Annotated in this window: 19 protein-coding genes, 1 tRNA gene and 1 riboswitch; of the genes, 15 read left to right on the plus strand and 5 right to left on the minus strand. The window is 49.8% G+C overall.

Annotation, left to right across the window (positions count from 1 at the left end; translation table 11 throughout):
- Positions 1-160: 160 nt before the first annotated feature.
- A tRNA-Phe gene (locus AB1598_10095) sits at positions 161-233 on the plus strand.
- 400 nt (positions 234-633) lie between these two features.
- Here the strand turns inward: AB1598_10095 and AB1598_10100 are convergent.
- The 5 genes from AB1598_10100 to AB1598_10120 form a co-directional block, all read right to left on the minus strand.
- Positions 634-1,751, minus strand: a protein-coding gene (locus AB1598_10100; GenBank protein ID MEW6145357.1) for an IS3 family transposase whose coding sequence is annotated in 2 segments (ribosomal slippage) — positions 634-1,490 and positions 1,490-1,751 — 1,119 coding nt in all. Because the reading frame shifts where the segments join, the coding sequence is not laid out codon by codon here.
- Between the two features lie 135 nt (positions 1,752-1,886).
- Positions 1,887-2,831 (minus strand): glycosidase, encoded by a 945-nt coding sequence (locus tag AB1598_10105; GenBank protein MEW6145358.1) that lies wholly within the window; start codon positions 2,829-2,831, stop codon positions 1,887-1,889.
- A gap of 5 nt (positions 2,832-2,836) precedes the next feature.
- On the minus strand, positions 2,837-5,107 hold the full coding sequence (locus AB1598_10110; GenBank protein MEW6145359.1) for a glycosyltransferase family 4 protein: 2,271 nt from the start codon (positions 5,105-5,107) through the stop codon (positions 2,837-2,839).
- A gap of 342 nt (positions 5,108-5,449) precedes the next feature.
- Positions 5,450-5,899: a hypothetical protein gene (locus AB1598_10115; protein MEW6145360.1), complete on the minus strand. Its 450-nt coding sequence runs from the start codon at positions 5,897-5,899 to the stop codon at positions 5,450-5,452.
- 111 nt (positions 5,900-6,010) lie between these two features.
- On the minus strand, positions 6,011-6,289 hold the full coding sequence (locus AB1598_10120) for a GlsB/YeaQ/YmgE family stress response membrane protein (protein MEW6145361.1): 279 nt from the start codon (positions 6,287-6,289) through the stop codon (positions 6,011-6,013).
- Positions 6,290-6,448: 159 nt separating this feature from the next.
- Between AB1598_10120 and AB1598_10125 the strand changes: the two genes are divergently transcribed.
- The 14 genes from AB1598_10125 to AB1598_10190 all read left to right on the plus strand — a co-directional run bounded on the left by AB1598_10125 (position 6,449) and on the right by AB1598_10190 (position 19,350).
- On the plus strand, positions 6,449-6,694 hold the full coding sequence (locus AB1598_10125; GenBank protein MEW6145362.1) for a helix-turn-helix transcriptional regulator: 246 nt from the start codon (positions 6,449-6,451) through the stop codon (positions 6,692-6,694).
- 1,373 nt (positions 6,695-8,067) lie between these two features.
- On the plus strand, positions 8,068-8,484 hold the full coding sequence (locus AB1598_10130) for a helix-turn-helix transcriptional regulator (GenBank protein MEW6145363.1): 417 nt from the start codon (positions 8,068-8,070) through the stop codon (positions 8,482-8,484).
- Positions 8,481-9,239, plus strand: a complete 759-nt coding sequence (locus AB1598_10135) for a hypothetical protein (protein ID MEW6145364.1) — start codon at positions 8,481-8,483, stop codon at positions 9,237-9,239. Before AB1598_10130 ends, AB1598_10135 begins: the two co-directional genes overlap by 4 nt.
- Positions 9,236-9,625: a hypothetical protein gene (locus AB1598_10140; protein ID MEW6145365.1), complete on the plus strand. Its 390-nt coding sequence runs from the start codon at positions 9,236-9,238 to the stop codon at positions 9,623-9,625. The genes AB1598_10135 and AB1598_10140 overlap by 4 nt, the downstream gene beginning before the upstream one ends.
- Positions 9,626-9,735: 110 nt before the next feature.
- A riboswitch (cyclic di-GMP riboswitch) is annotated at positions 9,736-9,821 on the plus strand.
- Positions 9,822-10,090: 269 nt separating this feature from the next.
- Entirely contained in the window at positions 10,091-11,140 is a 1,050-nt protein-coding gene (gene pilM, locus AB1598_10145; protein ID MEW6145366.1) for a type IV pilus assembly protein PilM, read from the plus strand.
- Positions 11,137-11,757 carry a PilN domain-containing protein gene (locus AB1598_10150; GenBank protein MEW6145367.1) on the plus strand — a complete coding sequence of 207 codons (621 nt, stop codon included), beginning with the start codon at positions 11,137-11,139 and terminating at the stop codon, positions 11,755-11,757. The genes pilM and AB1598_10150 overlap by 4 nt, the downstream gene beginning before the upstream one ends.
- Positions 11,757-12,389, plus strand: a complete 633-nt coding sequence (gene pilO, locus AB1598_10155) for a type 4a pilus biogenesis protein PilO (protein MEW6145368.1) — start codon at positions 11,757-11,759, stop codon at positions 12,387-12,389. Before AB1598_10150 ends, pilO begins: the two co-directional genes overlap by 1 nt.
- On the plus strand, positions 12,386-13,078 hold the full coding sequence (locus AB1598_10160) for a pilus assembly protein PilP (protein ID MEW6145369.1): 693 nt from the start codon (positions 12,386-12,388) through the stop codon (positions 13,076-13,078). Before pilO ends, AB1598_10160 begins: the two co-directional genes overlap by 4 nt.
- Before the next feature lie 50 nt (positions 13,079-13,128).
- Positions 13,129-15,057, plus strand: a complete 1,929-nt coding sequence (pilQ, locus tag AB1598_10165; protein ID MEW6145370.1) for a type IV pilus secretin PilQ — start codon at positions 13,129-13,131, stop codon at positions 15,055-15,057.
- 36 nt (positions 15,058-15,093) lie between these two features.
- Entirely contained in the window at positions 15,094-15,657 is a 564-nt protein-coding gene (locus tag AB1598_10170) for a hypothetical protein (GenBank protein ID MEW6145371.1), read from the plus strand.
- 25 nt (positions 15,658-15,682) lie between these two features.
- Positions 15,683-16,600, plus strand: coding sequence for a hypothetical protein (locus AB1598_10175; protein MEW6145372.1), 918 nt, complete (start codon positions 15,683-15,685; stop codon positions 16,598-16,600).
- Positions 16,601-16,730: 130 nt separating this feature from the next.
- On the plus strand, positions 16,731-16,895 hold the full coding sequence (locus tag AB1598_10180) for a type II toxin-antitoxin system HicB family antitoxin (GenBank protein ID MEW6145373.1): 165 nt from the start codon (positions 16,731-16,733) through the stop codon (positions 16,893-16,895).
- Between the two features lie 31 nt (positions 16,896-16,926).
- Positions 16,927-17,445 carry a hypothetical protein gene (locus AB1598_10185; GenBank protein ID MEW6145374.1) on the plus strand — a complete coding sequence of 173 codons (519 nt, stop codon included), beginning with the start codon at positions 16,927-16,929 and terminating at the stop codon, positions 17,443-17,445.
- Between the two features lie 237 nt (positions 17,446-17,682).
- A complete protein-coding gene (locus AB1598_10190) occupies positions 17,683-19,350 on the plus strand; it encodes a methylmalonyl-CoA mutase family protein (protein ID MEW6145375.1) in 1,668 nt (555 codons plus the stop codon).
- The last annotated feature ends 89 nt before the right edge of the window (positions 19,351-19,439 follow it).

A 19,439-nucleotide genomic window follows, 5' to 3' on the forward strand; every position in this document is an offset into this window, starting at 1 on the left:
GCGGGTTATCGGCTGTTCTCCCTTTTGTCTTTTAAGGAACTTGGAGCCGCCGTATCGATAATTTTCTCGCTTGCCTGTAAATTTTTAGTTAGGTAGAATTAAATCCGCTTTTCGGGGGGATGCCTAATCGGCCCCCGTATTCTTCCTTAATATACCGTGTGCCCGGATAGCTCAGTCGGTAGAGCAGAGGACTGAAAATCCTCGTGTCGGCGGTTCAATTCCGTCTCCGGGCAATTTTTGTTCAATAAAATCAATAGGTTGTATCAGATTATCACTTAGCGATTAAACTTCTACCAAAGAATAACCAAAGAATGAATCATGAAAAGTTGAGCCACTTTTACAAGTTGAAATTAAGCAGCAGAAATATGTTTGTTTGGTAACAAGTACTTACAGGAAATGAATTTAGACCGATGCTTCCCTTTAAATAGAGCAAGAGGACTAAAGTCCTCAGGTCGGATGTTGGAACCCTCTCCGGACGCGCTAATATACTCAAGTGAATTCAGATAGTTATAAGTGTATTTAGAATACGGAGTGTATTTCATAATCTAAGAATCTTCTTAGAATCATCTAGCCTTTGCGATTGGATGTAGCGGACTCTACACACAGTATGGAGCAGCTCTGTAAGCTCCCCATTTATGTAGACAGTTTTAAAGTAGAACTTTTGGTTGTTACTATTTCCCTGAACACGCTTGGCGGCAGCCCTCCGAGCGACTCATGGGGACGCTGTTCATTATAGCCCCTGAGCCAGTCATCCGCCATATCCTGTGCCTGCTCAAGGTCTTCAAATAAGTAAGTATCTAACACTTCCTCACGGAATGTTCTGTTTAAGCGTTCTATATACGCATTCTGCACAGGCTTACCCGGCTGTATATAGAGTATGTCGATGCCGTGCTCTCTGCACCAGTCAACGAAGCTCTGGGAGGTCAGCTCCGGGCCGTTGTCACAGCGAATAGCCCCCGGAAGCCCTCTCCACTCCCTGAGCTCCTCCATTACCCGCACCAGCCTTCCAGCAGGCAGTGAAGGATCTATTACTATACTCAGCGCCTCCCTCACACCCTCGTCCAAGACGTTGAGTACACGGAAGCGACGCCCCGAGTACAACGTATCACTCATAAAATCAAGTGACCAGACCAAGTTCGGCATATTTGTTACTTCCATGCTCTGGCGCTCCCGTATAGGAACCCGCTTCCTCGTCCTTCGTTTCAAATTCAGTCCCATGGCGCAATATACCCTGTAAACACGCTTATGATTCCAGAAGTGACCATCGAGCTTAATCCTCCCGTAGCACTTCCAAAACCCCCACCGGCCGTGCTGCCCTATTACCGCATTGAGCGCTACTATTAAAGGCCCGTCCCTTTCCGACCAGTCTACTCCTTGCCTGTAGTAAGCCGCCCTCGATAAAAACATGGAACTGAATGCCCTCTTCACCGTAAGCCTGTGCTCTGCCACCAGAAACTCTACCGCTTCCCTCTTCTCAGGTGGCCTTAAAGCTTTTTTTCAATCAGGTACTTAAGCGCCCGGTTCTCCAGGCTCACATCGGCATACATCTGCTTTAGCCTCCGGTTCTCCCCCTCAAGCTCCTTGAGCTTCTTCACGTCGGAGACTTCCATGCCGCCGTACCTGGACTTCCACTTGTAATACGTCGCAGAGCTTATGTTGTACTTACGCCAGATGTCCTGAACCTTAACCCCGGCATCGACTTCCTTCAGAATCCCAACTATCTGCGATTCGCTGAATCTCGACTTCTTCATTTGAACCTCCTGACCTGCGTTATTTTGCCAGAAAGTTCTACTTATCGCCTGTCTACCTTTTAGGGGAGCTTACAATCGCCTTATAAAATATAATTGAGTGGTCGTCAGAAAACTTTTGACTAATCGTTAGAGGGCTCATTCACAATGTTGTTCCAGCCACTCCAGCATTTTGCTCACGCTTCCGGTGGCCAGGGCAATGCTCGTATCCGCTGCGCCGTAATACATGTGGATGATATCACCGCCGGGTTCCATGGTATAACCGCAGGGAAAGACTACGTTGCCTACATCGCCAGCCCGTTCGTACAGTTCTTGCGGGGCAAAGAACCATTCGTTGCTGCGTTTTAGACATCGCTCCGGTGTATCCAAATCAAACAGCGCCAGCCCAAGCCGGTAAATGCTGCCGCTTGCTGTCTGACGCACGCCGTGATAAATCACCAGCCAACCCTCTGGGGTTTGTATCGGCGGGGGAGAGAGGCCGATTTTATTCGCATCCCACCACGCGCCGCGGCGGGCTACGAGCATCAGCTTGTGGTCACCCCAGTGCCGCAGGTCCGGTGAGTAGGATATCCACATGTGTGCGCGTGGAGCGCTGACAGGACGGTGGATCAAAGCCCAAAGGCCGTTGATACGATGAGGCAGCAGGGCTGCATCCTTATCTTCCGGCGACATGATAAAACCGTAGCGCTCGAAGTGGGAGAAATCTTCTGTGAACGCAAGGGCGACGCCCGGGCCGTCGCGTGTGTAGGCAGTATAAACAATTGCATACTTACTCATTTCGGGAACGTATGTAATACGCGGATCCTCAATTCCCCAAAGCTCTTCGGGAAAGTGCTTGGGATCGGCCAATAATGTAGGCTGGGGATCAATCTGCCAGTTATCGACGCCGTTCGCGGAACGAGCCACACAAAAGTGGGAATGCCCCCGCCTATCCTCCACACGGCACAAGAGCAGTGTGGTTCCATCCGGTAGCAATGTCGCACCGGGGTTAAACACACTATGGGCTGGATAAGGCCAATCAGCAGCGGTCAGGATCGGATTTTGTTTGTGACGGTGAAATATTTGAGAGTATTGATTATTCATTGAGCTCATGCCTCCACAGTTAGAATAGTGCTCTCGGCCAGGCGCAGCTCCAGCAGCGCCTGAAGAAAGGCCAGTGTGGACTCGGCGCCCTGATTCTCGTTCGGACGGTCAGGATGCAAACCGTCCCGGCAACCTCCCGTGGTCGGGTCATAAACCGAGAGGTTTAAGTCGTTTCGCCCCAGGAACCACTCGAAAGCACGCCGGGCTTCATCACGCCAGCGCTTGTCTCCTGTGCTCCGGTATGCTTCGAGGCAGGCTGAGACCATGGTCTGCGCCTCCACCGGCTGTTGATCGAAGCGGGCGCGCTCGGAGCCCCGCTTATAAAAGCCGTTGGATCCAATAGGGACAAAATGACCTCCGGGCGCGGCGGCGCGCTGCATGTCGGCCAGCCAGCTGAGCGACTCTAACCCTACCTCTGTCATGGTGTTATTCGGAATCCATTGACCGCACAAGATCATGGCTTGCGGTAGAGCGGCGTTGCAGTATGATAGCTCATCTTCATACCAGCGCCATTCATCAGAGCGGTTATGTTGATATAAAGCCAGCAATCGCCCTGCCAATTCATCACGGACGTGTCCTGCCCTGCTGTCACCGGAATATCGACGCAGATACTCGTGTATGCCAATGAGCGTGAAAGCCCATGCTCTTGGGCTAGTCGTCTCGAGAATGGCGGGCAATGCCTGCTCAAACACCAGTCCTGCGATGCTCCGTAGGGCCGCCGTGCTGGACCTGCCCAATACAGCGGTCAACGCTAATAAAGCACGTCCTTGACTGTCTTCTGAACCGACCTCTTCCAGCCAATGGCGCTGGTAATCCAGGAAGTTGCGAAATCGGCCGGTCTCGGAACTGAATGCATATAAGATAAAAGCAAGATAGCGGGAAGCCATTTCCAAGGCATCACTGCTGCCCAGCTCATCCAAGAGGGTTGCAATTATGAGAGCGCGGGCGTTGTCGTCGGTTGTGTAGCCTTCGCTGTAATTGGGTACGGTGACAAGGGCATGTTGCAGCATCCCCGTCTCGTCCGTCATGCGTTCCAAGTGGTCGAGTTTGAGAGGGGGTAATTCAGCTTCTTGGGGTTTTGCTCTAAATCCGGGAGAGACGAAATGCCGGCGCTCGGCTCGGGCTCGTTCAAAGCTCTCCATGTACAGCTTTGCTACCTGCGGCCATATCATCGCTCTGCCAAACAGATAGGCCCGCTTCCGCATGGCGTGGCGCTCGGATTCGTTGTCGAGGAGACAGATCACCTCCCGGGCCAGAGCAGCCGGGTCATTGAACGGAACCAGGGAGCCGCGGCCTTCGGCCAGCATCTCCTCCGCATACCAATAGGGTGTTGAGACCACTGCCTTGCCAGCCCCCAGCGTGTAGGCCAGGGTGCCGGAAACGATCTGCGCTTCGTTGAGATAGGGTGTGATGTAAATGTCCGCCGCGCTGATGAACTCGATAAGCTCCTCCAGACTGACGAAACGGTTGTAGAAAACCACGTGATCCTCAACTCCAATTTCACGGGCTCGCCTTTGAAGGGACAACCTGTACGTCTCGCCCTCATGCTGAATCACATGGGGATGTGTTGCGCCAAGGATCATGTACACCACGTTCGGATAGCGTTCCACGATTTCAGGCAGTGCTGCGATAACGTTTTCTATTCCTTTGTTCGGCGAGAGCAAGCCGAAACTGAGCAAAACGAGCTTGCCTTCCACGCCAAAAAGGTCTTTGTGGTAACTCGGGTCAACAAACGGCAAATCGGGAATTCCGTGAGGGATCAGTTCGATTTTATCCGGCGGCACACCGTAGATCTCCCTGAGAAATTCTGAGCCGCGTTCGCTCATGACGACCAGCCGGTCGGACAGGGCGGCAATTTCTTTCAGCACACGGCGCTGATCGGGACTGGGGTCTTGCAAAATGGTATGCAGAGTCGTGACGATGGGCATGCGTAATTCAGCAAGGAGGGCCAGGATATAACTGCCTGCCTTCCCGCCGAAGATGCCATATTCGAATTGCAGGCACACCATGTCGACATTATTGATATTCAGGAAGTCGGCGGCGCGGCGGTAAGAGTCAATGTTCTTTTCCGTAAGTTCGAACCGTACGCGGGGCGGGTACGGGTATCCCTTTTCGATGTCGTTGACCGGTAAAGCAATGCATGTTGTTCCGGTGTATTCGGCGGCGATAGCATCACACAAGTCGGTCGTAAACGTAGCTATGCCGCACTGACGCGGCAGATAATTGCCGATGAAGGCAATACGGTTAATAGTAGAATTGGTAGAGAGTTGTTCCATAAAAAGCATCTCCTAAATTCGTAATTTGCTGGCCTATTAATGACAAATGTGCGGGAGCTCGCGTTATTACCTGTGCTTTATGCCGGATAGATTTGGATCGAACAATTTCAGCTTGAAGCCGTAAAATACTATACTTGTTATTGCCCGTTACCCAAAGACAAATTTAATTACTCAGGATACTTCCACGCAATTCATTTCGGTTAATTAGATATAAAGTTCGAAAGTTAGAGGTGGAACCCGAAACTAAGACGCAGGCTGGCGTATTCCCTTAATTCGTATCCAAATTGTAAATCATAAAGCACAAATTCGCCGAACGTATTTTTGCAGGGTGTATATTCCAATTTATTTTAACTGCAACTTGGAATATTCATTGACAACACTATTAATTATCATTTCTTTTGTCAATGCGTGTATAAAGTATCCTGCATGTGTTTTAAGTTTTACATTATGTGGTTTTTGAGTTATTGGATCATAAGTAAAAAGGTGCACCAAAATATTTGTTTCATCAAATAGAACTTTTGCGGTGTAGTTAAACTCTTTGTCGTTATTTCTATATACTATAAATTCCGCATTGGGTAATATGTCTTTATTATCTATTTCGGAGCTTACAACCACGCTTCTGTTGAATTTGCTTATGATATCTCTTAACTCTTGGAATGCTGGTATTACAACGGTATTGATAAATTCAACTGCCTCTGCCCGGAAATTGCTTAATACTAAATCTGATATATCCCTTTGATCGTCTAAGATTCCTAATAGTAGTTTTATTTTATCTTGCCATGCTTGAGACATATTTACCCCTGTCGACTAATTTGTTGCTAAATCCTTTGAGGTTGAGCATCGAATTTTCATTAAACTGTAGAGACTAAGTTTATGCATCATGTTAAGCTGCAGATGTACCGGCTAACTCTTCTTGCTTTCAACAATCAGGTATACCCTGCGGCGGACTGTATGATTTAGCGCCAAAAAAACCACTGCACCGCTTATAGCCACGATTAAGCTATATGTATTCAAGCCCTTTACACCATGCATGCCGAATAGTCCAAATAGCCAGCCGCCGGTCACTGTACCTATAATCACAAGCGGTATATCCGGAATAAACCCTTCTCCTGTTCTGTTGACTATCTTGCTGGCAATGAACCCTGCGGCCAAACCCAATATTATCCAAGCTATAATCGACATATCTGTCTCTCTAGTTCAGTTGGATTTTAATAAATATTATAGCATCTTTAAAATGCCCTGTCAACAATATTCTAATAAAATTTGCTTGTAATTTGACATTGTCATTTCATATGCATATATTTTATATTAATATAGCTAAGTGTGAAGTGGAGATAGTTGATGACGGGTAAGATAAAGTGTCATTTATCAAGAATCCTCGGAGAGCAGCGCATCTCTCAACTTGAGCTTGCCAGAATAAGCGGGCTTTCTACTTACACGATACACAAGTACTACCATGAGAATTGGAAAGGAATTGATGAAGCAACCATGGTGAAGTTGTGTAGCGCTCTGAAAGTGCAAGTGGGAGATTTATTCGAGTACGTAGATAATCACGATGATTCTCAGGACAAAAAGTTCAAATCCTAGCTTTCTACACCAAGGATGGTAGGAATTATTTATTACGAGTGGTGATAGAGAGATTAACGTAGCTGTGTACTGATCGAATTGTCCGAAGAGACAATGGGGAGTGTCTAGTGAATAACAACATAGAACAAATATTTTCAACTACGATTGATGCGATATTAAATAATCTTATATCTGAATACTCTCAGGATGGTTATTCCGCGGAAAAAGCAACGACCGGGCCGTTTATGAGCCGTAGTAGACCTGTAGGGAGTGGGATTTCTCCTCAACGAGAGCCGCCAAAACATAAAAAATCGATTACTGTATCTTCAAGAGAAAAGACGTTTCATATTACGATATTTTATGATGAGATCTCGCAAGATATTATGGTAGGGTATGTATATCCTAAGAATCTGGAAAACCGATATGCTCGCATAAAGTTGGATCAAATTCAAAATTCGCTTGAGAATGCGATAAGAGGCTGTATTCGACTCTGAAAATTCTCAATGTGCATCTGATATCCGGGATACTTACATAGTTTCAAAGAACCACCATAAAATGGGATCGGTTGGATAACGTGAGAAATGTGGCTATTTGGATTATGGTCGAAGATAAATGGTCGAAGATAAAACGTAAAACAGGAAATACTTATATGGACTTAATGAAAATGATATAAAAAGTTCGTTTTCCTTACTAAGCATTTTCTAAGAGCCAACCATAATTCTTGTTACTATATGGAATCAATGGAACCAAATGAAATAGATGGAAATCGTTTTTGCAGGGGGATTAGAAATATTTTAACGATCCAGATTGGTTAGAACTGTCCACTATATAGGTCTTGAAAACCGGCGTCCGAAAGGACTTGGGGGTTCGAATCCCTCGCCCTCCGCGATAGAATTTGACTGCTTATTTGTTGTATTTAATTTATACGAATATGGGGGTAATCGCCTTCTTTTCTTTGCCAAAGAATAGCCAAAGAACCAAACGAAATTTTTAGTATTCTTTGAACCAAATGTAATTCCCTGCATTAAATAATCCCCCCTAAATTCAAGGGTTTAAACTAAATTTCTATGTATTCAGGAAGTTAGAGTTTCGGGTTAAAACGGACTGAAAATCCTCGTGTCGGCGGTTCAATTCCGTCTCCGGGCATTCTTCCCGGCCCATCACTGTTTCTTTCCCGGAGGGCGGAGCACCCCGGCCGGTTATGAATGGGTCTTGCATACGGGAGACACCAGGCACCGCGGTCGCCGGGCCACCCCGAACATTCCCTGATATGCGACGATTATATTTTATTCTTGGGCGATTATGTCTTGCCATTTCATACGGTTATAATGTAAAATTAATACTGCCGTAAGAGTAAAAATAAAAAGGATTCCTTTAATCTTTTGGAGGCAATAATGATGAGATTTGGCGATTACTTGAAGAGCAAAAGGAAGCAAAGAAATATTACCCAGGAGGACCTGGCCCGCTCGCTCAGCGTATCGAGCGTTTTCATCCACCAGCTCGAGACCGGCAAGGTGGACGCCCCTTCAATCGAGCGCTGTCAGCAGATAGCGGCCATCCTGGATGTAAATATTGAAGAATTATGGACTGTTGCGAAGAAAGAGCGCCTCAAGAGATTTATGGAAAAGGAAGAAATAACCGAAGACAGCTTTGAAGTCCTGACGGATGCCGAGAAAGCCCTCATTAACCTCTACAGAAGCCTGGATTCGGATATGAGGAGGGACTTCGGCGGCATGATATTCATGCTTCTGAGGCATTCGCAGGACGAAGGCGTGCAGGAGATACTCGAAGAATTTATCAAGTGCGCATGATGAACAAGATATCTATTGTCCTCAAGGCGTTTGGAATAGAGCTTTGTATTCTAGCTTTAATAGGGCTCGTGTTCTTATTCCAGTTCAATAAGGCCAAGGGGGAATTTGTAATCAAGACCAGGGCGATATCCGAAACCATCGGAGACCTGGCCAGTGATTTTTATTCGGAAGAAGGTAAACAGCCGACGAGCGGCGAGTTCTACCATTTTCTCGACAAAAGGCTCGGAAGGAAGAAGCTGTTCAACACATTCGAGATTGCGCCAAAGTTCTTCAGCGTCGTATTCAAGAAAGACGTGGAGAACAGTCTGGCCTCGGACGGCCTGTTCATGAAGGAGTTTTATCCGGAGGGCGGCTACACTGTCAAGGACAATAACGGGATCATATCCGTTTCGGTCCCCTTCTCCACGCAGGCCGAGACCGAGCCTTACGGGATAGTCAAGATCGACTCGGACACTAAGGCTATATTAAAGAAGGTGCTGGCCGACAACTATCTCCTATATGCGGCCATGTTAATAGTGCTTAATAACCAGGCGTTCATCTTTTACCTTCTGATGAGGAAAAAGAAGGAGATAATATTCGAAAAGGGGTATCTCAAAGAGCACTCCGTAGGAGCTCTCAAGATAATGCACAAGGTCTTGGGTGATATCATCGACGACCACAAGACGGATTACGAGACCCCGGATCAGGCCAAGAAGCAGGAATCGGGCAAGAATGTGATTTCAATATCCGAACTGGCGGAAAAAAGAAAACAATGAAGAGGATCATCTTCGCTGCTATATTTATCATGTTTGCAGCTGTTCTGGGCTGTGACAGCCCGAACGAGAACGGCGTGGTTCAGCTCGACGGCCCGATCCTCGAAAGTATGGACGCCAATAGCAACCTTGAATTCAACGGCGCAGTTATAAACACCGGCGGCTCGCCCGTGCGCTCAGTCTACGTCGTCATCGTGCTGAAGGACCAGGATGGCAATATTGTTGAAGCGAACTCGGTCTCTATATTCGATGAAGACCCTGAAGCACTGCTTTACCCTTCCGAAAGGGCTTTCTTCACCCTTTCGGTCGCTTCGGACCCGAACAGGGTATTTTCGAAGGAAGTCGAAATCTACTACGAAGACGCTTCGGATTCCCCCCCGTCGTCATAAACCGCCTGCTTTACACTCTATAAATTTTGTGTCTGTTATTCCCTCTTTCCAAAATAGTATTGACATAGAAGGACTTAAATAGTATTGTTGAAACTGTTGTAGAAGTTTCCGACCGATAAAGGCAAACTGTGCGAAAGCATGGGGCGCAAAGCCTACGGTCTAAGGGTTTACAACCTATGACGGCAGGGTTACCGGAGCTGGAAAATATTACCCTTGTACTCGACATATGGCGCACCTTCCACCCATATTTCATCCTAACCTACTGTAAACATATAATATTAACTCCGATATGAACAATCGCCGCTTCTGGGCGAAGCCGCATATAAAGGTTACTGCATTTGTTAAAATTAAGGGTTACAATAGACTATTGGCAATTATTAAAGAGCAGTTTGATATTTTTTAAACTGAGTATTGCAATAACTTCAAAAAGGTGGTTAAATTAGTAATGTAACATAGGAGGATGATTTGTTTTTAAGCAAAAAAGAACTTGTAGGACTCGATATAGGTTCTAACGCCGTCAAGCTCGTCGAGCTAAAGTCATCCAAGAACGGCTTCCAGCTGATAAATATCGGCGAAGCCATTCTGCCCCATCATTCCATAGTCAATAAAATTATCGAAAAGCGCGAAGCTGTCACGGATACCATTTCATCCCTGTTTGAAGACCTGAGGGTCAGAACCAAAAATGTGGCGATTTCTATTTCCGGACACTCCGTGATAATAAAAAAAGTCAGTCTGCCGAAGATGTCCGAGAAGGAACTCCGGGAGTCGATCCCGTGGGAGCTCGAGCAGTACATACCGCAGAGTATCCAGGAAGTTAACTACGACTATCAGGTCATCCCTGGAGAGACCCCTGAGGGCAACATAGACGTTCTGATCGTCGCGGCGAAGAAGGACGTCACTAGCTCATATGTCTCTACCGTGAGGGATGTCGGCCTCAATCCGGTCGTCGTGGATGTCGATGTCTTCGCACTCGAAAACATGTATGAAATAAATTATCCGGAATCGGAGGGACTCATCGCGCTCGTCAATATCGGCGCGTCTGTGACGAACATAAATATACTGAAAGACGGCGTTTCGATATTCACGAGGGATATAACCACCGGGGGGAATCAGTTCACCGATTGGATAGTAAAAGACCTGGGGCTCGAATATATGGAAGCGGAGAGGATCAAGTCTTCCATGCGCGAGGGGGAAATATCGCCTGAGCTCGAAACCCTGACCCACAACTTCAACGACTTGATCTGCGGAGAGATAAAGCGGACCCTCGATTTCTTCTCCTCGACGCTCTGGACGAGCAAGGTCGGCAATATCATGATCGGCGGCGGGTCGTCGAAGGTCCCCGGGTTGAGGGATGTCCTCGCTGACATGACCGACGCGAGCGTCGATTTCATGAATCCGTTCAGAAATATCTCCTATGATAAAAACGAATTCGATCCCGAATATATCGAGGCGATTGCTCCGAAGATGAGCGTCGTAATGGGTCTCGCGACCAGAAAACCGGGGGATAAGTCATGATAAGGATAAACCTTATCCCCGAGCCGGAAAGGAAAGAGGTCAAGGGGATAGGCGAGATCTTTATAGGGATTTGCGTTCTAGTGGCTCTGTTCGTCGCTATCGCCGCAATCCATATTTTGCAGGGCAACAAGATCGACGACGTTAACCGGAAGATCGCCAGGGCCGAGAAGAGGATCAAGGAGCTCGAGGTCGTCAAGAAGAAGGTCGACGATTTCAAGGCCAAGAACGCGGAGCTCAAGAGGAGGATCGAGATCATCAACGTGCTCGAGAAAAACCGCACGGGGCCGCTGTACGTGATGGACGCGCTCTCACGCGCCATGCCGAACAAGGCCTGGATAGACGAATTTACGGAGAAGGGCGGGCAGACCAAGCTCGTAGGGGTGGCCGATAACGAGTTCACCGTAGCGGATTTCATGCAGGCCCTTCAGACTTCGCCTTATTTTGTCGGCGTGGAGCTGGGTGTGATAAAGAAGACCGAGCTGCGGAAGCTCGACTTGAGGACTTTCGTCATAAACACGAAGCTCGATTATGCCGGAAAGTCCCGGACTCAGGATAAGACTCAGGCTCCTAAAACGCCCGGACAGAATTCGGAGCCGAAGAAGGCGGTGACAGAATAATGGCTTTCCTGGACGATTATTCCGAAAGACTGAACGAGCAGCCTCTCCACATAAAAGCAGGCATCCTGCTGCTAATAATAGTCGTGGTATCCGCGGCCTACTGGTATTTCTTCTGGTCGCCCAGGGCGGAGGAGTTGGAGCGCGCCGAAACCAGACTGAGACAGGACGAGATAAAAGTGAGGGAATACGAAGCGGTCGCGGCTGAGCTTCCCAAGTTCGAGAGGGAATACAAGAGGCTTGAGAATGAATTCAAGCTCGTCGCGCGCAAGCTGCCCAAGGATAAGGAGATACCGGCTCTGATCGACGGCGTTTATTCCGAGATTGCCGCTTCTAACCTCGACTCTATAATATTCGCTCCCAAGCCGCAGGTCACAAAAGAGATATACGCCGAGATACCGATCGAGATGGAGGTTATAGGCACATATTTTAATCTCGCCGATTTCTTCGACCGCATATCGAGGCTGCCGAGGATAGTGAACGTGAGGGACCTCCAGCTTACCCGCAACAATATCCGCGGGGGCACCGTCATACTGAATGCCAAATTTAACGTCGTGACGTTCAGGCTCCTTCCCGAGCAGGAAGCCAAGCCTGCCGACGACAAAAAAACGAAAGGGAAGAAACGCAGGAAATGAGCGTGTTAATGAACGCATTGCGAATTGATAGAACAATGCCCGGACTGCCCGGATTATTACTAATCCTGCTGATTGTCCTATTGCTTTCGATGCCGGCAGGCGCGCAGGAAGGGAGCGCTCCCGCCGACGATACCCTGTCTCAAGGCTTGAACGTGATCAAGGACGCCAGGGAGAATAAGCTCGAAACACCCGAGGAGAGGGCCGGGAAAGCCGCCGGCGAGGAAGACCCTTACGCTGCTCCGAGCTCTGCCCAGGAGGGTACCGAAGCATCGAGCCCTGATAAACCGGCCGAGCCCGGGAAAGAGGATGCCTTGGCGGAAAGTGCGGAGAAGCTCCCCTATGATTCGACAGGCATGCGCGACCCGTTCAAGCCGTTCATCAAGCTCGTCGATACCCCTTCTGCACCTTCCGTCGTGCTCCGCCCACCGATCCAGAGATACCCGCTCAACCAGTTCAGAATAGTAGGGATCGTGTGGATAGGGGGGAAGCCCCAGGCTATGGTCGTGGACCCCGAGGCGAATACGTATTTCCTGGGCGTGGGCGACAAGATAGGGAGCAGCGACGGCGAGATAGTTGAAGTAAGACAGAACGGAATACTCGTTAAGGAGACAATGAAGATCGAGAACGTATACGGCGAGGTAAAGGTCGAGGTAAAAGAATCGGTACTGGCGTTTCAAAACGAAGAATGACGAGGGGAAATTGTATTCAGGAGGACGATTAAGTTAAGGAGGATGGATTAATGAGAATCCTGATAATATCAATCGCGATTATACTGTGTGTCCTGTATTCGGGACCGCCGGCACATAGCGGCAGGCTCGGGCAAATTAACGACAATCATTACTCTCAAGCGGCCGGAGCGGGAATAATCGCTTCGGAGACGACGGATAAAGTTCCGCCTGTCGAGCTTGCCCAGGCCGAGACCGGCACTACGGCGGTGCCCCGGAATACGACCGTCGATATGCCCAACCCTTCCGATGAATATAACCACATCGAGAGCATCGGGTTTGAGGTCCAGCAGGGCATGGGGATCGTAACCATAGGTACGGCTTCGTCCGTTCAGTATGAGAGGCTCCAGGACGAAGACAGGAAAGTAACCCTCAAGATCATGGACGTAATACTCGCCGACAAGTTCCAAGTCTCGCGTGACGTCAGTGATTTCGACAGCCCGATCAACTTCATCTCGTCTTTCAGGGACCCGATCAAGCCTAACGACGTGATAATGGTGATAGAGCTCAAGGAAGACGACGTGCCTGTGGATATCGGGCAGAACGGTAACGTCATCACGCTCAATTTCGGTGAAACGCGGGAGCAGCAGAAGATAGCGGAGGAGAAGGGAGAAGTGGAGGTCGAGGTGAAGCCCGAGGACCTCTATGCCTTCGATTTCAGGCTCACCTCGATGCCGGGCGCGACCAAGACGTACAAGGGCCAGCTGGTTTCGTTCGATTTCAAGGACGCCGACATCAGGGACGTGCTCAGGATTATTTCCGACATAAGCGGACTTAACATGATAATTTCGAAGAACGTGACGGGCACGGTCACTCTCAAGCTTACTAATGTCCCCTGGGACCAGGCGCTCGACGTGATCCTCGAGGACGCGGGACTCGGCGCGTTCATAGACGGGAACGTGCTCAGGGTCGCGCCTCTCGGGACTCTTCAGGCCAGACAGAAGGCGGTAAAGAAGGCGGCCGAGACGAGCGAGGAGCTCGAGCCCCTCATCACGAAGCAGATATTCGTCAACTACGCCACGGCCGAGGAGCTCATACCGCTCGTAGAGCCGCTCCTTAGCGACAGAGGGGAATTGAGGGTCGACATACGCACAAACAGCATTCTCATTAACGACACCGGGGTCAGGGTGGCCCAGATAGAAGACTTAGTAGGGGACCTCGATACGAGGACCCCGCAGGTATTGATAGAGTCGCGTATCGTGCAGGCGACTCTCGATTTCACGCGTGACCTCGGTATACAGTGGGGGTTCGATTACAGGGCTTCAGCCGCGACCGGGAACCCGACGGGAGCGACTTTCCCGTCTAGCGTCGAGATCGGCGGCTCCACGACAGGGAGCCCGTTCGGCACGACGGGAGACAACTTCATTATCGACCTCCCTGCCGCGGCCGGCCAGGGGGCGGGCGGTGTCCTGGGGATCGTGCTCGGCAGTCTGACCGGGGCGTACGACCTCGACCTCAGGCTTTCGGCCCTCGAATCCAGAGGGGACGGCAGGATACTGTCGTCGCCGAAGGTGCTTACGCTCGAGAATACGCCCGCGAGGATAGAGCAGGGCGTGTCGATACCGTTCCTGAGCGTATCGGCGGCGGGCACGCAGACACAGTTCGTCGACGCCACTCTCAGCCTAGAGGTTACGCCGCAGGTGACGAACGATAACAGGATATTGATGAACATAGTAGTCACGGACAACTCGCCAGACCCGGCGCTTACAGGGGCGGGAGGACAGCCCAGCATCAGGAGGAACGAGGCTACGACCCAGGTGCTCGCGAGCGACGGCGAGACGATAGTAATCGGCGGTATATTTACGAGGAGGATCACCGATACCGACAGCAGCATACCGTGGTTCTCCAGGCTGCCTCTCCTCGGATGGCTTTTCCAGAGGAGCACGACTGACGACGAGCGGAGGGAGCTCATAGTATTTATCACTCCGAGGATCGTAAGGTAAGAGCGAATTGAAACATACAAAGAGGAGGATGATGTGATGAACAGGAAACTAACGGGGAAGCTCATATTCCCCTTGATAATTGCGGTGATGCTGACGGCGGGAGTGATAGCCGTAAGCTGCGGAGGGGCAAACCCGCCTTTCGCTCCGTTCGGCTCGACGGTCGAGATACTCGACCCCCCCGGGGATGTCGCGATTCCGAATAACTCCCTTACGACGCTTCTCGTGCAGGCCATAGTCCTGGGTCCTGAAGGAGAGCCTTTGAACAGCGTGAGGGTTATATGGATTGCGTCATTCGCTGGCCAGAACGACTTGGTGGTCGACACTAACGGAGACAATGTGGGCGATGCGAGAGCGGTGCAGCTCGTCAACGACGACGCCTGCGAACCGCAGAGGTGCGCTCTCACGCCTATTACCGAGTGGTTCGCCATGGGGGCTTTCGTCGATTCCCCGTTCGAGACGCTCACGGACGACCGCGGCATAGCGTTCGTTGACATTTTGATCAGCGGCGAGGACATAATCGACCCCGCTTTCCTCGAAGCTTCGACGGACAGCGGCTCGGTGGACGTAGTCGAGTTCTCGATCAACGTGCCAGCGCAGTAGTTAATACAAGGAGGGATGGATTTCCATGAGACTCAGAAACTTGTTCAAGCATAAACCGGTGCGCATTTTCTCTGTCATATTATTTATGATATTGCTTTTAGGCTCTCAATACGCCTGTCTCGACGGACTCGGCGGCGGCAGCTCCGGGAACCCCATTAACACAGCCATCATCGGACTAAGCGCGAATCCGGCTTCTCTCTTCGGCAATGCGAGCCATGATTCGGTTATTCAGGTAAATACAAACCTTGTCTCCGACGGGACTCCGATAACGTTCGAAATCACATTTTCCCCTACCGGGCTGAGGCCGGAGTTAAGGGGCTGCCTGTTCGATAGCTCGGGGACGGTCGAGGGGAACCTGGCTTTCGTGAATTACCTGGCCGGAGTGCATAAAGGGGTAGGTGCGACGATCCAGGAGATCGCTGCCGATATCGCTACCGTGAATATATCTGCCACGATTAACCCCGTGGGCGGGGACGAGGAGAGCGATTTTATCACCATGACGCTGAGGGGCGTCGGGATAGCGGCGCCGCCGGATCAGGACATCACAGTTCCCAACCCGGAAGATACCGAAGCGGAGGATATATTTTTAACGCTGATTTTTGAGACGATAGGGATCGAGCCGGGGACGCTTGCGGAGGTATCGCTCAGCAATCCCGCGCTCGGATCATTAAATGAGGGAGTGAGTGTCGTCACCGTGCCTGTTTTGGGAAGCTCGGACGGCGGGCAGTTTATAGTTCAGTACAATGCGTTCAGGGTGGGCGGGACTCAGATAATAACCGCGAGAATCCAGCTCCAGGTGCCGCCCGAATTCGCGGCTATCTGCCCTATACCCCCGGCGGAGGACTTGCTCATAGAAGCGGTCGTAGTTATCACGCAGTCGGTCGAATCGCTCGAGCCGTCGCCCTCGCCTTCGGCTTCGCCGACTCCGACTTCAACGCCATAAGTGGCGAGATAGGATGAAACTTTGTTCTAAAGCGCCTGAAAACACCTGGTTGAGGTAATGGAATATTTTTGTCCTGTGTTTTCCAATACCTATAATTTTCAGTGATACTTTTATGGCGGTGAGGTTTATAATGACAAAACAGTTCAAAGTTATAGTTGAAAAACATTCAGATGGTTATGTTGCCTATCCTATCGGATTGAAAGGCGTGGTCGCCGGTGAGGGCGAGACTTATGATGAGGCCGTAGCCGACGTCAAATCAGCTATCAGTTCCCATATTGAAACTTTTGGAGAATAGATCTTTATCACCAAATACGGCTAGCAGAATCGTGAGTAATCAAAAGTCAAGTAGAAGTTTCTTAAGATTTCCTGTAATTTCCCATGGTGCAGAATTTCTCGTTCAAGGCTATTTGATGAGAAGAAATATACTCACTTATAAAGCACCACCAAATAATGAAGGTTACGATCTTATTTGTATTCATCCAGATCCCCACATAAAGAGTAGACAATTAAGGGTTCAGGTAAAAAGTCGTTATCAATCAGATTGCGATAGGGGATTTCCAGTTAATGAAAAATCTCTGAGCGCTTTTGATTATCTGATAGTTGTTTTTCTAAATGTAGGTTATTTCTACAGAAAAAATAGCTCGGTGAAGGAAGGCATACAGGAACCGGAATTTTACACATTTCCCGTAAACTTCATAAAAAAGCATCACAATAGGAAATATTCTTGGCAAAAAGTTATGACGAAAGGGCTCAAAATAGATAAATATAAAAATGATAAGGGGTTTGAGCTTATTGCAAAAGAATTGAGGATTGATTATCCATCGAGAGACCATGACTTAGAGTAATTATTAGGTGATCGTTGTAATAGATCGGTTAAATAGCCCACCAGAATTGTCCTAATATTTAAAAGTGTCGTAATTGAAACTACCTTAATTCTATTTGACTTAACCCCGGCCTTTTTTTACTATTTATTTGATAACTGTTTTCCAATACGTTTAATTTTCGGTAATATTTATAGTACGTTGTGAGGGTCGATTCACAGGCTCAGAGATACATTCAAGTCCACAGGGTCGGAGGCTCAGATGTCCGTTGACAAAAGCGAGCTTTATAAGCTGAGAAAAGCGAAAAAGCATTGGGAAAAAGATTACGGCAGCGCCCCGAAAAGGGAGGCCGACTTTACCACTATCTCCGGCATGGAAGTACCGCCCCTTGCCACCCCTCTCGATTTGAACGGTTTCGATTACGAGAGCCGTCTGGGGTTCCCCGGCTCCTATCCTTATACGCGCGGCATCCACAACTCCATGTACAGGGGGCGTCTATGGACAATGCGCCAGTTTGCGGGGTTCGGCACCCCAGAAGACACCAACAGGCGCTTCAAGTACCTGATGGAGCACGGGCAGACCGGTCTCAGCACGGCGTTCGACATGCCGACTCTCATGGGATATGACTGCGACAGCGAGCGCTCAAGGGGGGAGGTCGGGAAGGAAGGCGTGTCAGTATCCTCGCTTGCCGACATGGAAGCCCTCTTTGACGGTATCGATCTCGAAAAAGTGACCACGTCCATGACCATCAACTGCAGCGCGAGCATCATATTCGCGATGTATCTCGTCATGGCGGAAAAGAAAGGCGTAAGCTGGCGGAAGCTCCGGGGCACGCTCCAGAACGATATGCTGAAGGAGTTCATCGCGCAGAGGGAATGGATATCCCCGCCCGAGCCTTCCGTAAAAATAGTCGTCGACATCATCGAGTTCTGCGCGAAGGAAGTCCCCCACTGGCACCCCGTTTCCATATCCGGCTACCATATACGCGAGGCGGGCTCGACCGCGGTACAGGAGCTTGCGTTCACGCTCGCGGACGGCATAGCCTACGTTGAAGAGGGCGTGAAGCGAGGACTCGACGTGGACGAATTCGCGCCGCGTCTGTCTTTCTTCTTCAACGTGCACAACGACTTTCTCGAAGAGGTCGCCAAGTTCAGGGCCGGGAGGAGGATGTGGGCGAAGATCATGCGCGAGCGCTTCGGCGCGAAGAATCCGAAGTCTCTCATGCTTAAGACACATGCGCAGACTGCAGGAGCGAGCCTCACCGCACAGCAGCCTATAAACAACGTCGCGAGAGTAACTATACAGGCCTTGGCTGCCGTGCTCGGCGGCACTCAATCTCTCCACACGAACTCTATGGACGAGACTCTCGCACTTCCGACCGAGGAATCCGTCACAGTCGCGCTCAGGACCCAGCAGATAATCGCCGAGGAGAGCGGGGTCGTGAACACGATCGACCCCTTCGGCGGAAGCTACCTCATGGAATCGCTCACGGACAGGATGGAGGATGAAGCGTTCGCCTATATAAAGAAGATAGACGCTATGGGCGGCATATTCAGGGCGATCGAAACCGGTTATCCGCAGAAAGAGATCGCGGACGCGGCGTATAAATATCAGAGGGAGCTCGATACGGGTGTTAAAACCATCGTCGGCGTCAACAAGTACAATACGGAAGGGGAGGTTACGATACCGACGCTCAAGATCGAGGAAAGTGTGGAAGAGGGCCAGATAGAGAAGCTCCGGGAGCTTAAACGGAAAAGGGACAACAAGGCCGTACAGGCTAAACTCAGCGATATAGTCACCGCGGCTCGGAAAGGGGGCAACCTCATGCCTTCGATCATAGACGCCGTGAGGGAATACGCTACTCTGGGGGAAATATGCGACATATTCAGAGAAGTGTACGGGGTCTACAGGGACCCGGGACATTTTTAAATGATGAAAGAATCCGCCCGAATCTTCAGCGTTCGAAAAAAGAGTGCGGGCGGTATTATCTCAACAACATGACCAGGGAACTACCGGGT

Source organism: Thermodesulfobacteriota bacterium (assembly GCA_040754335.1).
Taxonomy (GTDB): domain Bacteria; phylum Desulfobacterota_D; class UBA1144; order Nemesobacterales; family UBA2774; genus 2-12-FULL-53-21.

Excerpts from the sequence above, each read along its gene's own strand:
- AB1598_10105 (MEW6145358.1), bottom strand. The coding sequence starts at position 2,831 with ATGAATAATCAATACTCTCAAATATTTCACCGTCACAAACAAAATCCG.
- AB1598_10110 (MEW6145359.1), bottom strand. The coding sequence starts at position 5,107 with ATGGAACAACTCTCTACCAATTCTACTATTAACCGTATTGCCTTCATC.
- AB1598_10115 (MEW6145360.1), bottom strand. The coding sequence starts at position 5,899 with ATGTCTCAAGCATGGCAAGATAAAATAAAACTACTATTAGGAATCTTA.
- AB1598_10120 (MEW6145361.1), bottom strand. The coding sequence starts at position 6,289 with ATGTCGATTATAGCTTGGATAATATTGGGTTTGGCCGCAGGGTTCATT.
- AB1598_10125 (MEW6145362.1), top strand. The coding sequence starts at position 6,449 with ATGACGGGTAAGATAAAGTGTCATTTATCAAGAATCCTCGGAGAGCAG.
- AB1598_10130 (MEW6145363.1), top strand. The coding sequence starts at position 8,068 with ATGATGAGATTTGGCGATTACTTGAAGAGCAAAAGGAAGCAAAGAAAT.
- AB1598_10135 (MEW6145364.1), top strand. The coding sequence starts at position 8,481 with ATGATGAACAAGATATCTATTGTCCTCAAGGCGTTTGGAATAGAGCTT.
- AB1598_10140 (MEW6145365.1), top strand. The coding sequence starts at position 9,236 with ATGAAGAGGATCATCTTCGCTGCTATATTTATCATGTTTGCAGCTGTT.
- AB1598_10150 (MEW6145367.1), top strand. The coding sequence starts at position 11,137 with ATGATAAGGATAAACCTTATCCCCGAGCCGGAAAGGAAAGAGGTCAAG.
- pilO (MEW6145368.1), top strand. The coding sequence starts at position 11,757 with ATGGCTTTCCTGGACGATTATTCCGAAAGACTGAACGAGCAGCCTCTC.
- AB1598_10160 (MEW6145369.1), top strand. The coding sequence starts at position 12,386 with ATGAGCGTGTTAATGAACGCATTGCGAATTGATAGAACAATGCCCGGA.
- pilQ (MEW6145370.1), top strand. The coding sequence starts at position 13,129 with ATGAGAATCCTGATAATATCAATCGCGATTATACTGTGTGTCCTGTAT.
- AB1598_10170 (MEW6145371.1), top strand. The coding sequence starts at position 15,094 with ATGAACAGGAAACTAACGGGGAAGCTCATATTCCCCTTGATAATTGCG.
- AB1598_10175 (MEW6145372.1), top strand. The coding sequence starts at position 15,683 with ATGAGACTCAGAAACTTGTTCAAGCATAAACCGGTGCGCATTTTCTCT.
- AB1598_10180 (MEW6145373.1), top strand. The coding sequence starts at position 16,731 with ATGACAAAACAGTTCAAAGTTATAGTTGAAAAACATTCAGATGGTTAT.
- AB1598_10190 (MEW6145375.1), top strand. The coding sequence starts at position 17,683 with ATGTCCGTTGACAAAAGCGAGCTTTATAAGCTGAGAAAAGCGAAAAAG.